Annotated in this window: 13 protein-coding genes; 4 read left to right on the top strand and 9 right to left on the bottom strand. The window is 63.7% G+C overall.

What is annotated here, in order from left to right; translation table 11 throughout:
* Nucleotides 1-32: 32 nt before the first annotated feature.
* The 4 genes from VC352_RS21090 (at nucleotide 33) to VC352_RS21075 (ending at nucleotide 3,901) form a co-directional block, all read left to right on the top strand.
* Nucleotides 33-713 (top strand): TetR/AcrR family transcriptional regulator, encoded by a 681-nt coding sequence (locus tag VC352_RS21090; RefSeq protein ID WP_322981464.1) that lies wholly within the window; start codon nucleotides 33-35, stop codon nucleotides 711-713.
* 102 nt (nucleotides 714-815) lie between these two features.
* Complete coding sequence (locus tag VC352_RS21085; RefSeq protein WP_416340221.1) at nucleotides 816-2,051, top strand: alpha/beta hydrolase; 1,236 nt, start codon at nucleotides 816-818, stop codon at nucleotides 2,049-2,051.
* Nucleotides 2,048-2,977 (top strand): NADP-dependent oxidoreductase, encoded by a 930-nt coding sequence (locus VC352_RS21080; RefSeq protein ID WP_322981462.1) that lies wholly within the window; start codon nucleotides 2,048-2,050, stop codon nucleotides 2,975-2,977. Before VC352_RS21085 ends, VC352_RS21080 begins: the two co-directional genes overlap by 4 nt.
* 36 nt (nucleotides 2,978-3,013) lie before the next feature.
* Entirely contained in the window at nucleotides 3,014-3,901 is an 888-nt protein-coding gene (locus VC352_RS21075; RefSeq protein WP_322981461.1) for an oxidoreductase, read from the top strand.
* A gap of 78 nt (nucleotides 3,902-3,979) precedes the next feature.
* On the opposite strand, the gene VC352_RS21070 is transcribed toward VC352_RS21075, so the two are convergent.
* The 9 genes from VC352_RS21070 to VC352_RS21030 all read right to left on the bottom strand — a co-directional run bounded on the left by VC352_RS21070 (nucleotide 3,980) and on the right by VC352_RS21030 (nucleotide 13,400).
* Nucleotides 3,980-4,702: an enoyl-CoA hydratase-related protein gene (locus tag VC352_RS21070; RefSeq protein WP_322981460.1), complete on the bottom strand. Its 723-nt coding sequence runs from the start codon at nucleotides 4,700-4,702 to the stop codon at nucleotides 3,980-3,982.
* 173 nt (nucleotides 4,703-4,875) lie between these two features.
* The gene (locus tag VC352_RS21065; protein ID WP_322981459.1) at nucleotides 4,876-5,145 is read right to left on the bottom strand and encodes an STAS domain-containing protein; all 270 of its coding nucleotides are present in this window, start codon (nucleotides 5,143-5,145) and stop codon (nucleotides 4,876-4,878) included.
* Entirely contained in the window at nucleotides 5,142-5,774 is a 633-nt protein-coding gene (locus VC352_RS21060; protein WP_322981458.1) for an ABC transporter substrate-binding protein, read from the bottom strand. The genes VC352_RS21065 and VC352_RS21060 overlap by 4 nt, the downstream gene beginning before the upstream one ends.
* 69 nt (nucleotides 5,775-5,843) lie before the next feature.
* Entirely contained in the window at nucleotides 5,844-6,608 is a 765-nt protein-coding gene (locus VC352_RS21055; RefSeq protein WP_322981457.1) for a VacJ family lipoprotein, read from the bottom strand.
* Nucleotides 6,605-7,075, bottom strand: coding sequence for an outer membrane lipid asymmetry maintenance protein MlaD (mlaD, locus tag VC352_RS21050; protein ID WP_322981456.1), 471 nt, complete (start codon nucleotides 7,073-7,075; stop codon nucleotides 6,605-6,607). Before mlaD ends, VC352_RS21055 begins: the two co-directional genes overlap by 4 nt.
* A gap of 10 nt (nucleotides 7,076-7,085) precedes the next feature.
* Nucleotides 7,086-7,865, bottom strand: a complete 780-nt coding sequence (gene mlaE, locus VC352_RS21045) for a lipid asymmetry maintenance ABC transporter permease subunit MlaE (protein WP_322981455.1) — start codon at nucleotides 7,863-7,865, stop codon at nucleotides 7,086-7,088.
* A complete protein-coding gene (locus VC352_RS21040) occupies nucleotides 7,862-8,788 on the bottom strand; it encodes an ABC transporter ATP-binding protein (protein WP_322981454.1) in 927 nt (308 codons plus the stop codon). Before VC352_RS21040 ends, mlaE begins: the two co-directional genes overlap by 4 nt.
* Entirely contained in the window at nucleotides 8,785-10,251 is a 1,467-nt protein-coding gene (locus VC352_RS21035; RefSeq protein ID WP_322981453.1) for an efflux transporter outer membrane subunit, read from the bottom strand. The genes VC352_RS21040 and VC352_RS21035 overlap by 4 nt, the downstream gene beginning before the upstream one ends.
* Entirely contained in the window at nucleotides 10,248-13,400 is a 3,153-nt protein-coding gene (locus tag VC352_RS21030) for an efflux RND transporter permease subunit (RefSeq protein ID WP_322981452.1), read from the bottom strand. The genes VC352_RS21035 and VC352_RS21030 overlap by 4 nt, the downstream gene beginning before the upstream one ends.
* Nucleotides 13,401-13,434 lie beyond the last annotated feature (34 nt).

Here is a 13,434-nt window from a genome sequence, read left to right as displayed (position 1 = left end):
CCAAGGTTTTAGGAGGTTTAAGGAGATGCTAGATGGCGACTGAGCGGTTTGATTGTCCTCGCAAGCATCGGACAGCCAAAGGTGCGAAACGCATTGATGACCTGACCGCTGTTGCCGCCGAGCTGTTTCTGGAGCGCGGCTTTGAGGCTGTTGCCGTGGACGACCTGATAACGCGTGTAGGCGGCTCAAGAAGCAACGTCTATACGTACTTCGGTGGTAAGGAGGGCTTGTTTGAGGCTGCCATGCTAAAGGTCAGTGCCGAAATGGCCGAGCCGTTCGAGCGGTTGCGCACTGATTGCTCTGAGCCGGAACGGGTGCTTTCCTCCTTCGGCGTTGAGTTAGTCAAGATCGCGTTGTCTCCACGCACTTTGGCCGTACATCGTCTACTTACCACGGAGGGCGCGCGCTTTCCAAGGATTGCTCAGGCGATGCTGGAAACGAGTTATCTGAAGGCTGTTGGGTTTCTTGCGAGCTGGATTGAGTCCCAGCAGAGCGAGCCTCATTGCAAGTTTGCCAGCGATGTGCCGTCGTTGGTCCTCGCAGAGCAGTTCGTCAACATGGTTTCCAGTGGTGTGAAACTGCGCGCCATTGTTGGACTTGTGCATCCACCCTTGCCGAAGAAGACGATGGGCGAAATCGTCGATCATGCCGTAAGAACCTTCCTATACGGCGCGCTGACGAGCACCTCCACGGCTGCCAGGGGAACGAAGTGATCAGCTCGCATGCTTCCGTACTCAGCTTTTTTGCGTCAAACGGCGCAAGGGAATGGGGTTACGGCCGTGTTGATTGAGCGAACGAGACGTAGTCTCTTGGTGATGGCGTTTTCTGCCGTTCTTGTTGTGGGAGGAGCCCTGCTGAATGCGTGCGCGACGGTGAGAGTCGAGGTGCCGTCCCCCCAGACCGCGATATCTTTCGCCGATTATCAGAAGAGCAGTTTGGCGCTCCTACGCGAGCGGCGCGTCTTTCAACATCAGTCCAAGGACTTCGAGCTTGTCTGGAATGCGCCGCACGAGTGGCGTCCCTCTGTTTTGAAGGCAGGCATGCGGCCAGGTAAGGGTATCCTGCTGGTGCACGGGTTGGGCGACTCGCCATGGTCTTTCCATGACATCGGACAGGCTTTGGCCGAGCAGGGCTTCCTGGTTCGCTCGGTGCTGCTGCCTGGCCACGGCACGCGCCCCGAAGATCTGATGGATGTAACGCTCGCCCAGTGGCGCCAGGTCGTGTACGAACAAGCGTCGGCACTTCAGCGCGATGTCGGGCAGGTCTACCTGGGCGGGTTCTCCACGGGGGCAAACCTAGTGCTCGAATACGCCTACGCGCATCCAGAGATCGCGGGGTTGGCGCTTTTCTCGCCGGGCTTCCGCTCCAACAGTTCGTTGGATTGGCTGGCGCCCGTGGTCGCCAGATTCCGCCCATGGCTGTTCGAGCCTGATGGGCGCATGCCCACGCAGAACACCGTGCGCTACCTAAGTACGCCGACCAACGGTTTTGCGCAGTTCTATCGCAGCAGCCGCATGGCTCAGCACCTGCTTCACCTCCGTGTTTACGATAAGCCCGTTTTCATGGCCGTGGCACAGCACGATTCTGTACTCGACACGGACTACTTGCTCGACGCCTTCCAGGCGCGCTTCACGCATCCGGCCAGCCGCCTAGTCTGGTATGGCACGCGACCGTCTGCTCTGACCGATGCTGCGCGTGTACTCGTGCGCGAAGACCGGCTTCCCGAACAGCGCATCAGCCAGTTCTCCCATATGGGACTGCTGTTCTCTCCTGCCAACGCGCTGTATGGCGAGCACGCCAATCAACGTTTTTGCTGGAACGGCCAAGACCTACAACAGACGCAAGCGTGCGAGAACGGAGCGCCGGTCTGGTACTCGGACTGGGGCTACCGCGAGGACGGAAAGGTTCATGCGCGGCTGACCTTCAACCCCTATTTCGATTGGCAGATGTCGGTCATGGCGACCGTGCTCAGCCATCGCGATGTCCCCTCCGCAGGTTCCGGTGAGGTACAGGCGGTTTCACGTTATTCATCCTTGGAGAGTCAACCATGAAAGCAGTCCGTATTCACGCCTACAACGAAGCCCCGACCCTAGAGGACGCCCCGATCCCCGAGATCGGGGCCGACGACATTTTGGTACGGATTCAGGCTGCCGCGCTTAATCCGCTCGACGCCCTCCTGGTATCGGGGGTCGCCTCGCGCTTCTTCACCATCAGGCTGCCGCTCACACTCTCTAGCGATTTCGCCGGTACCGTGGAGCGCGTTGGAGAGGCGGTCTCTCAGTGGAAGCCCGGAGATGCTGTGATCGGTTGGGCCGACGCCGGTACCAGTGGCGGCCTAGCCGAGCTTGCAGCGGTGCCAGCTTCTGGCGCAGTGGCTTTGCCATCCAGCCTGTCAATGGCCCAGGGCGCTGCGATTCCAACCGCCGGTAGTACAGCATGGCATGCTCTGTTCTCAGTGGCGAAGTTGCAGGCGGGGGAAACCGTGCTGATCCACGGTGGTGCGGGCGGTGTTGGCAGCTTCGCCGTCCAGTTCGCGCACAAGGCTGGTGCGCGGGTGATCGCAACCGCCTCGGGCGATGGCCTGGAGCTGGTACGACGCCTGGGCGCCGCCGAAGTGATCGACTACAAGACGCAGGACTTTGCCTCCCTCGTCTCAGGCGTGGATGTGGTGCTCGACCTGGTCGGCGATGAAACCCAGATGCGTTCATTCTCCGTGCTGCGCAGGGGTGGCCGGCTGGTCTCTACGGTCGCTGCTGCACCCGTCGACGAAGTGGCCATGCAGGCGCATGGCGTCAGCGCCAGCATCATCTACGTCAAGGCCTACGCTAGCCGCCTGGACGAAGTGGTCGCGGCCGTGGCCGAGCAGGGCATTGAGGTGGTGCTCGACCGCAATCTGCCGCTGGCGCAGTTCGCCGAGGCCTGGGAGCGCCAGATATCCCGCCGGGCACGCGGCAAGATCGTCGTGTCGCTGGCCTGAGCAGACCCGTACTCAAACCAGTCAGAGGAAATCCGCATGACGACGACAACTCTCGGTGGCACCTTCACCCTTCCGGGCACCTCGTTGCACCTCAAGCGCATCGGCTATGGCGCGATGCAACTGCCCGGCCCGCACGTCTGGGGCCCGCCACGCGACAAGGAGGCGGCGCTGGCCGTGTTGCGCGAGGTGGTCGCCCTGGGCGCCAACCATATCGACACCGCCGAGTTCTACGGCCCGCACGTCTCCAACCAGCTCATCCGCGAAGCGCTCGCACCCTATCCCGAAGACCTGGTGATCGTTACCAAGGTCGGCGCGGTACGTGGCGAGGACGGTTCGTGGATTCTCGAGCGCACCCCCGACAGCCTCATTCGCCAGGTGCATGAAAACCTGACCAGCCTCGGGCTGGAGACACTGGAGGTGGTCAACCTGCGCCTAGGCAACCAGCAAAGTCCGGAAGAGCCGGAAGATGGCTCGCTCGTCGAGCCGCTGGGGGTGTTGCTGGAGCTCCAGAGTCAGGGCCTGATCCGCCATATCGGCCTGAGCAGCGTGACGCCTGCGCAGTTCGCCGAGGCCCAGGCGTTGACCAACATCGTCAGCGTGCAGAACCAGTACAACTTGGCGCATCGCGGCGATGACGCCTTCATCGATGAGTTGGCCAAGCAGGGTGTGGCCTATGTGCCGTTCTTCCCGCTGGGCGGCTTCTCGCCGCTGCAGTCCTCGCTGCTGGCCGATGTCGCCAAGGCGCATGGCACCTCGCCGAACCAGGTGGCGCTGGCCTGGCTGCTGCAACGCTCGCCTAACATTCTGGTGATCGCCGGCACCTCCTCGGTGGCGCATTTGCGCGAGAACTTCAAGGCTGCGGAGCTGGAGCTGTCTGCCGAGGATATCGCGACACTCGACCGGATCGCAGGCGAGGCGCAGTGAGATCGCGAGCCCGGCGTTTCGTGTGCCGGGCTTGTCGAAGTGGTGACGGGGGCTAGGTTCAACGACGGAGCTTCATTCTCAAGAACCGGTCACCGTCCGCTTTCGGTGGATCGCCGCGTTGATCTCGGCCACTTCCTGATCGATGCGTTGGTGGTACTCATCGCTTGGATGCAGCCAGTCCTTGATACGCCGAAGTAGTACGGGATCTTTCGAAGCGAAAAACCTTGCGCGCTCAAAAGCCCGTGTGCTCACGTCGTCAGACGACGCAAGCTCTGCGACGAGCCCCCATTGGTAGGCCTCGGCCCCGGTGAATGTCTCACCACCCAACAGCAAGCGCTTGGCGCGAGGCAGCCCGACGGCTCGCTGCAACAACTGTGAGCTTGCCGCCTCCGGCGCGATGCCTAGTTCGATGAACGGCAACTTGAAGGTGGTTTCAGCACTGGTCACCACCCAGTCGGCATGCAACAGCCATGTCACCCCGATTCCGGCAACTGAGCCATGCGCTGCAATTACCAAAGGCTTTCTCACGTCGGCGATTGCGTGCAAGAAGGTTGGCACAGGGTCATGTGGCTGCTGAGGCCACTCCTCGAAGGCTTTCAAATCATGTCCTGCGCAGAACACGCTGCCGTTTCCTGTTACCACGATGCAGCGCACATCGTCTCTTCGGTCAGCGTCCCTGAGAGCCTCGGTGATGGCTGTGAACATGGGCATGGTGAGCGCGTTGCGCTTCTCGGGTCGGTTGAAACTGATCTGTAATATCCCGTCCAGAACGTCGCATGTCACGGATTCGATCTGTCCCATAGTAGCTCCCCTGTGAACGCTCAAAAGTTCAAAACACTACCTCTTTATTAGACAAACTCTTCGTTCTGGCATGCAGTGTCTAATATGACACTGCATGTGAGAATTCAGACAAAAATGTCCCGCCTGCAGTCTTTATTGGGGGGGAGTGACTCGAATGCACGAGATCGGTGGCACTATCTCGGCGTTTCAGAGAAAAGCAATTCTTCCACGCCGTGAAGCCGCGCCAGATCCAAGAGGCGAGGCGGAGCATTGATCACCTCGAAGGATCTGGCGCTGCGCTTGGCGCGACGGCATGCCTCCAGGAGCAATGCCAGAGTGGCCGTATCGAAACGCTGTAGCGCAGATGCATCGATGAGGCTGGTGTCATCCAGTTGACCGAGCAGCGCATTGAATTGCGCGCTGGTCGCTTGCTCGGGCAAGCGCCATGTCGAAGAAGGGTTCACGATCTGCGTCCTTTGCGATTCTGCTCGGCCAGGGCCGCGATCAGGCCATCGATCCCGCCTCTGGCCAGGTGCTCGGCAAACTGCGAGCGGTAGCTCAGCGTCACCCAGATGCCGTCCAGGCTCAGGTCGATGATCTTCCAGTTTTCCCCTATCCTGTCCAGGCGATAGTCCAACTGATGCGTCTCCCCGCGGCCCGATACCCTGGATCGCACGACCACTTGCGTGGGACGGTTCGGAACCGGCAGCGTTTCGGTCACTTCCACCTCGTAGTCGCTGACCTGGCGGATGCCTCCGGCATAGAAGCTGGTCAGCAGGGTCTTGAATTCCTCCTGCAGGCGCTGTCGCTGCTCGGCGGTCGCTTCGCGCCACCGGGGCCCGACAGCAGAGCGGGTGGCGGTCTGGAAGTCGACAGCCGGCATGACCGTGGCCTCTACCTGCTCGATGAGGCGAGAGAGGTCACTTTGCTGCGCGGAGGACTCGCTCTTGACGGCTTCGATGACGCCGTTCGAGATATCGCGTACCAATGCTTCAGGCGAACGCTGTGCATGCGCTGGACTCGGCAAAAGCAACAAGGCTGCCGCAGCGAGGATGAAACCCGCAAGGGTTGAGAGGGTTGCTCTGACACACATCTGTTGTTCCTCAATTAACTGGAGCGTGGGTTGGCTCGTCAGGTACGGATGCACCAACGTCCAACGGCTTCACTGTGATGGCTGTAGGTCGTTGGCCGCAGGGCTATCCTCGATGTCATCGAAGTCCCCGAGTTCCATCGGCGGCGATCCGTCATGCACCTGGTTCTTGCGCCGCTGGAGATAGGCGTCACGGGTGAAGCTGTAGCGATCCAGCGCCACTTCATCGAGCAGCGCGGTGGTGTCCAGCAGCTCTGATCGCGTCTGCACCACCTGTAGTCCAGTGATCCCGACGCGCCAGCCCGTCGAGTCCGACAACTGGGTTGGCGATGCCAGCGAGAGTTGCGTCGCCAGGCCCGCGCTATCGCGCACGGAAGATGGCCCCAAAAGCGGCAGCACCAGGTAGGGGCCGCTCGAGAGTCCCCACACGCCCAAGGTCTGGCCGAAGTCTTCCGGCCGGCGTGGCAGCCCCGCCGGGGTCGCCACGTCCATCACGCCGAGCACGCCGAAGATCGTGTTCATGATCACTCGTGTGCCCATCTCCGCGCCTTGTCGCGGTTTGCCCTGGAGCAGGTGATTAGCGGTCGACCACAGATCCGAGACGTTGTTGAAGAAGTTGCCGACGCCGGTGCGGATGGGGGGCGGAACATGCTCGCGGTAGCCTTGAGCCACTGGTACGAGAACTGTGCGGTCGACGGAGTAGTTGAATGCATCGACCTTGCGATTCCAAGGCTCCCAGGGATCCACGCGTTGCGCCGGTGTTTTCTGGTCGGTAGGAACGGAGGCGCAGCCAGCGAGCACGAGTACAAGAGCCAGCGGGGTCGCTACGCGGATCATGGCTCGCTCCCTGCGTCAGTACCGCGGCCGGTGAGGAATTGCCCGATCAGGTTCTCCAGCACGACGGCTGATTGCGTCTGGGTGAGCGTGCCGCCATTGGCAATATCGGCGTCATTGCCTCCGGGCTCCAGCCCGATGTACTGCTCGCCCAGGAGTCCCGATGTCAGAATCTTCGCGGCAGAGTCCGTCGGAAACCGATAGCGCTCGTCGATGCTCAGCGAGACCACCGCTTGGAAACGCACGGGATCGAACGCGATCGCCTCCACGCTGCCCACGCGTACTCCAGCGCTCTTGACCGGTGCTCGTGGTCTCAGGCTTCCAATATTGGAAAAGTGCGCGGTCAATGAGTAGGTTCGGCCGACCTCGAAGCTTCCCAGGTTGGCGGCCTTGAGAGCCAGGAAGACAAGTGCCAGGAGTGCCAGCAGCACGAACAGGCCAACGAGAGTTTCGGTTCTTTTCAGGGGCATGGATTGGCTCCTAGGGGGTGCTGAACATCAGCGCGGTCAAGATGAAATCCGTGCACAGGACGCACAGCGAGGAAATGACGACGCCCCGTGTGGTTGCGGCGGAGACTCCTTCGGGCGTCGGGCGCGCTTCATAGCCCTGGTAGAGCGCGGTGGCCGTGACCAGCGCGCCGAAGACGAAGCTCTTGACCAGGCCGTTGCCGACATCGCGCCAGACATCGACGCCGTTTTGCTGGATCGACCAGAAATTGCCGGCATCCACGCCGAGCATCGGCACCGCGACCACATAGGCGCCCAGGATGCCCACGGCACTGAACAGCATGGCCAGCAGCGGCATGACCAGGATGCCGGCGAGGAAGCGCGGCGCTAGCACGCGCGCCAGTGGGTCGATGGCCATCAGCTCCATTGCCAGGAGTTGCTCGCCGGCTTTCATGAGGCCGATCTCCGCCGTGAGCGAGGTTCCCGCGCGGCCGGCGAACAACAAGGCCGCGACCACGGGACCCAGCTCGCGCACCAGCGCAAGATTCACCACTAGGCCCAGGCTTTCGGTCGCGCCATAAGTGGAAAGTGTGTAGTAAAGCTGCAGCGCTAGAACCAGCCCCACCGCCGCGCCGGAAGCAAGGATGAGTGCCAGCGAGCGATTGCCCGTGGTGTAGATCTGGGCGACGACCAACGAGAAGCGACGCAACGCCACAGGGGCGCTGCGCAGCATATCCAGACCGAAGAACGTCGCATGGCCCAGCGCCTGCAGCCTGCCAAGCGAGAGGCGGCCGAGTGTCTGAAGCACCGTCATCTCTGGACATCCAGTTGTTCGCCAATTGGCGCGGCCGGGTAGTGGAACTTCACCGGGCCGTCGGGTTCGCCGCGGATGAACTGGCGCACTTCGGGGTCGGTGCTGGCCTCCAGCTCGACGGGCGTGCCGCGAGCGATCACGCGCCCGCCGGCAGCCATTAGGTAGGCGTAGTCGCAGATCGCAAAGGACTCGCGCACATCGTGCGTGACCATCAGTGTGGTGGCGCCGGTGGCACGGTTCAGGTTACGAATGAGGTTGGCGATGACGCCCATGGAGATCGGATCCAGTCCCGAGAAGGGCTCGTCGTACAGCACGAGCTCCGGGTCCATCACGACCGCTCTGGCCAACGCGATCCGCCGCGCCATGCCACCGGAGACCTGATCGATGCGCAGTTCCGCCGCGCCGCGCAGCCCCACGGCATGCAGCTTCATCAGCACGATGTCGCGGATGGCACTCTCGGGCAGATCGGTGTTCTCGCGCAGCGCGAAGGCCACGTTCTCGTACACCGTCAGGTCGGTGAACAACGCGCCGAACTGGAGCAGCACGCCCAGCCTGCGCCGCAGCGCGTAGCGTTGGGCCCTGTCGTTGGTGTCGAAGCGCTGCCCCTCGATGATCAACTCGCCGGATCGAGGAGCATGGACGCCTGCGATCAACCGCAGCAGCGTGGTCTTGCCGCAGCCAGAGCCGCCCAGTATGGCCGTCACCTTGCCAGGCGCGAATCGCATGGAGACGTTGCTGAGGATGTCGCTGTCCCCATAGCCGAACGAAACGCGATCCAGTTCGATGAAGGCGTCACCGCCTCGCGCCGCATCGGGCTGGCTCCTGGGGGACGCACGGGTTGCAGTGGCATTGGCGGGGTCTCCCGCCGCCGATGAACCGGATCCCGGTGACGGTCGGGTTGGAATGCCGCTGCGCGGTCTCATCTGGAGGTCACCTCCACTCGCTTGTCGCCTGCGGTTTCGGTGTGCCAACCACCGCCCAGTGCCCGGAACAGGGTAGCGAGTGCTGCCTGCCGTTCGGTGCGAATCGTGATGAGCGCGGTCTGGTTGGCGAAGTCACGCCGCTGAGCGTCCAGGTAGCGCAGGTGGTCGTCGACGCCGGCCCGGTAGCGCGCTGCGGAGAGTTTGAGGGCTTCGGCGCTGGATTGCGCCAGGGCGTTCAGGGCACGCTCCTCGCGCCGTAGCGTGTCACTGGCCGCCAGCGCGTCGGATACTTCGCGGAAAGCGGTCTGGATGGACTGCTCGTAGGCGGCGACGGCGATGTCCTTGCGCACCTGGGCCAGGTCGAGGTTGGCGCGGTTGCGGCCCCCATCGAAGATCGGCAAGGTCAATTGCGGCGTGAAGGACCAGGCTCTTTGGCCCGATTCAAACAGGTTCGACAGTTCCGCACTGGAGCTGCCGAACATCCCGGTCAGCGAGATACGCGGAAAGAACGCGGCCCGCGCCGCACCGATGCTGGCATTGCGCGCTAGCAATTGTTGCTCGGCCGCGCGGATGTCCGGACGGTGGGCCAGCAGCTCCGACGGCGTGCCCGGCGCGATGTCCTGCACCAAGGCGAAATCCGTGTTCGGTCGTTCGGGCAGTTGCGGGCGCACGGCGGCAACGCCGGCCAGCAGCGCGAGGGCATTGCCTGCCTGGCGGAGCTCGCGGTCGATGCGCTCCAGATCCGCCTGCGCCTGCTCGGCCAGCCCGCGGGCCTCCTCGTAGTCCAGTGCGCTGGCGGTGCCGGCCTGCCGGCGCTGGCTGATGAGATGCAACGAGGCCTGGCGGGCTTCCAGGTTGCGGGTGGTCAGCAGATGGCGGTGCTGAGCGCTTTCGCGCGCCAGATAGGTCTGGATCACTTCGGCGATCAGGCTGATCCGCACGCCGCGGGCGGCCTCCTCGCTGGCCAGGTACTCGCGCAGGGCGGCCTCGGAGAGGTTGCGCACGCGGCCGAACAGATCCAGCTCGAACGAGGTTAGCCCCACGCCGGCCTGATAGCTCTCCTGAATGCCGGCCTGGCCGTTGCTGCTCAGATCGGCGGGAACGCGTTGCCGCGTGCCATCGCCTTGCACCTCCAACCCTGGCAGGCGATCGGCGCGCTGGATGCGGTATTGCGCCCGTGCCGCCTCGATGTTGAGCAGGGCCTGGCGCAGGTCGCGGTTGTTGGCGAGCGCCAGGTCGATCAGTTGGCGCAGATCGTCGTCACCGACGAACGCCTGCCAATCGAGCGTGGCCGCCGAAGGGGCGGCTACGCCCTGGGTCGCCGCGGGCGTGACGCCATCGGTCCAGCGTTCAGGGACAGGCGCAGTAGGCCGCTCATAGGTGGGTGCCAGCGAGCAGCCGGCCAGCAGCAGGCTGGCGGCCAGCAGTGTGATGGGCGGGCGTGAAAACAGGCGGACGGTCATTGCGGAGCCTCCTCGGATGCCGTGAATCCGGCGGGGTGACGGTCGCCCTCGCGGTTGTTCTTGAACCTGGAAAGCACCCAGACGAAGAAGATCGGAACCAGGATCACGCCCAGCGTGGTCGCGGTCAGCATGCCGCCGATCACCCCCGTACCGATGGCGCGCTGGCTGGCTGCGCCGGCGCCCGTGGCGATGGCCAGCGGCACTACGCCGAGGATGAACGCGAGCGAGGTCATCACGATCGGGCGGAAGCGCAGGCGTGCGGCCTCGATCGCCGCATCGACCAGCGACAGCCCCTGGGCACGTAGATCCTTGGCGAACTCCACGATCAGGATGGCGTTCTTCGCCGACAGGCCGATGATGGTGATCAGGCCGACCTTGAAGTAGACGTCGTTGGGCATGTTCAGCGCGGTCACTGCCAGCACCGCGCCCAGCGCGCCGACCGGCACGATCAGCATCACCGAGGCGGGGATGGCCCAGCTCTCGTACAGCGCCACCAGCACCAGGAACACCACCAGCAATGCCAGGCCCAGCAGGATGGGCGCCTGGGCGCCCGCGGAACGCTCCTGAAGCGACAGCCCCGTCCACTCCAGGCTGATGCCGGTGGGCAGTCCGGCGGCGATGCGTTCCAGTTCGGCCATGGCTTCGCCGGTGCTGCTGCCGGGGGCGGCGTCGCCGACGATGCGGATCGACGGATAGCCGTTGTAGCGCGATATCTGCACCGGCCCGTGCTCCCACGACGTGGCGGCGAAGGCCGACAGGGGTACTTGCTCGCCCCGGATGTTTGGAACGTTCAGATCCATGATGTTTTCCGGGGTCGTCCGGGACGCTTCGCCGGCCTGAACGACCACGCGTTGCAGGCGACCGGCATTGGCGAAGTCGGCCGCGACGGCCGAGCCGTAGGCCGTGGACAGTGCATCGCTGATGCTGCCGAAGCCCACGCCGAGCGCCTCGGCCTTCTCGCGGTCGATGTTCAGGCGCAACTGCGGCGCATCCTCCAGACCCTCCATGCGCGCATAGAGGATGGCGGGCGAAGCAAAGGCCTGCTGCATGAGCTGGTCGCGGGCGGCGAGCAAGGCCTGCCGGCCGACGCCGCCACGATCCTGCAGGCGCAGCGCGAAACCGCTGGCGTTGCCCATGCCGGCGATCGGCGGCGGGTTTACCGCCATCAGGCGCCCGTCCTTGTTGCCGGCGAATCGCGCGTTGAAGGCGGCCACCTCGTCGTTCGCGCTCTGCCCGCGACCGCGTTCGGACCAGTCGCGCAGCACCGGGAAAGCGATCCCCGCGTTCTGGCCGGTACCGGAGAAGCTGAAGCCGGTGACCAGGGTGGCCGCGGTGACCAACTCGCGCGCGAGCAGATAGTCCTCGATCTGCCGGCTCACCGCCTGTGTACGGGCATGGGTAGCGCCAGGGGGCAGTTGCACGTCCACGATGAAGCGGCCCTGATCCTCGATGGGCACGAAGGCTTCGGGCAGCCGCACGAACAGCAGGCCCACCAGAGCGACAACACCCGCATAGACCAACATGTAGCGCCCGGTACGCCGGATCAGTTGCGCGTTCAGGTGTGTGTAGCGGGCGGTCAGCGCGGAGAAACGGCGGTTGAACCAGCCGAAGAAGCCGGTTTTCTCATGGTGGTGGCCCTTGGGGATCGGCTTCAGCAGGGTTGCGCACAGCGCCGGGGTCAGCGTCAGCGCCAGGAAGCCGGAGAACAGGATCGACACCGCCAGCGACAGCGAGAACTGTCGATAGATCACCCCCACCGAGCCGCTCATGAAGGCCAGCGGCAAGAACACCGCTGACAGCACCAGAGTTATACCGACGATCGCGCCGGACACCTGCTGCATGGCCTTGATCGTCGCCTCGCGTGGTGACAGGCCTTCTTCGGCCATGATCCGCTCGACGTTTTCCACCACCACGATGGCATCGTCGACTAGGATGCCGATGGCCAGCACCATACCGAACATGGTCATCATGTTCACTGAGAAGCCCAACGCGTACATCACCGCCAGCGTGCCAGCCAGGCAGACCGGCACCACGATGGTGGGAATCAGCGTGTAGCGGAAATTCTGCAGGAACAGGAACATCACCAGGAACACCAGCACTACCGCTTCGATCAGCGTCGTGATCACCTTGCCGATGGCGGCGTCGATGAAGGTCGAGGTGTCCAGCGGCACAGCGTATTCGATGTCCGGCGGGAAGGTCTTGGACAGTTCCGCCAGGCGCGCCTTGACGGCTTGCGCGACCTGCAGGGCATTCGCGCCGGGGGCCAGTTGTACTGCGGCAGCCACCGCGTTTTGGCCGGAGCTGCGCACTTCGAAGTTGTAGTCCTGAGGGCCGATCGCCAGGCGTGCCACATCTGCTAGCGTGACCTTGGAACCGTCGGGGTTGGCACGCAAGACGATGCGGCCGAACTCCTCGGGTGTGTCGAGCATGCCTTTGACCGCGATGGTGGCCGTCAGCTCCTGCTCGGGCGAGCCGGGGCGGCTGCCGAAGCTGCCAGCGGGTACCTGCAGGTTCTGCGCGGCGATGGCGCGGTTGACGTCGGTGACCGACAGACCGTAGCCCAGTAATTTCTGGGGATCGACCCAGACCCGCATCGCTGCTTGTGCGCCGAACACCTGGACGCGCCCGACACCATCGATGCGGCGGATTTCGTTAGTGACATTACGCGCGGCGAAGTCGGCCAGGCCGATGACATCGCGGTTGGCGGCATCGCCCTTGTAGCGCAGCGAGTAGATCACCAGAAAGCCAGTGCTGGCCTGGCGGATCTGCAATCCTTGTTGGGTCACGGCCCTGGGCAGCCGAGCCTCGGCGGCCTGGATGCGGTTCTGTACGTCCACCTGGGCCAGGTCGGGATCGGTACCTGGCGCGAAGGTGACCGTGATCTCGCCAGAGCCGGACGAACTACTGACCGACTCGTAATACAGCATGCCCTTGGCGCCGTTGAGTTCCTCCTCGATCACGCTGATGACCGAGTCCACAACGGTGTTGGCGGAGGCGCCGGGGTAGGTTGCTGTGATCACCACCTGCGGCGGTGCGACTTCTGGGTACTGCGCCACGGGCAGCGATGGGATCGCCAGTAGGCCGGCGAGGGTGATGAAGATGGCGACTACCCAGGCGAAATTGGGCCGGGCGATAAAAAACTTTGACATGAGAAATCCTCTGGATAGGGCAGCGGGCCGCGGT

This window comes from Pseudomonas sp. C11 (assembly GCF_034683865.1).
Taxonomy (GTDB): Bacteria; Pseudomonadota; Gammaproteobacteria; order Pseudomonadales; family Pseudomonadaceae; genus Aquipseudomonas.
This window is presented reverse-complemented; position numbering and strand designations above follow the sequence as displayed.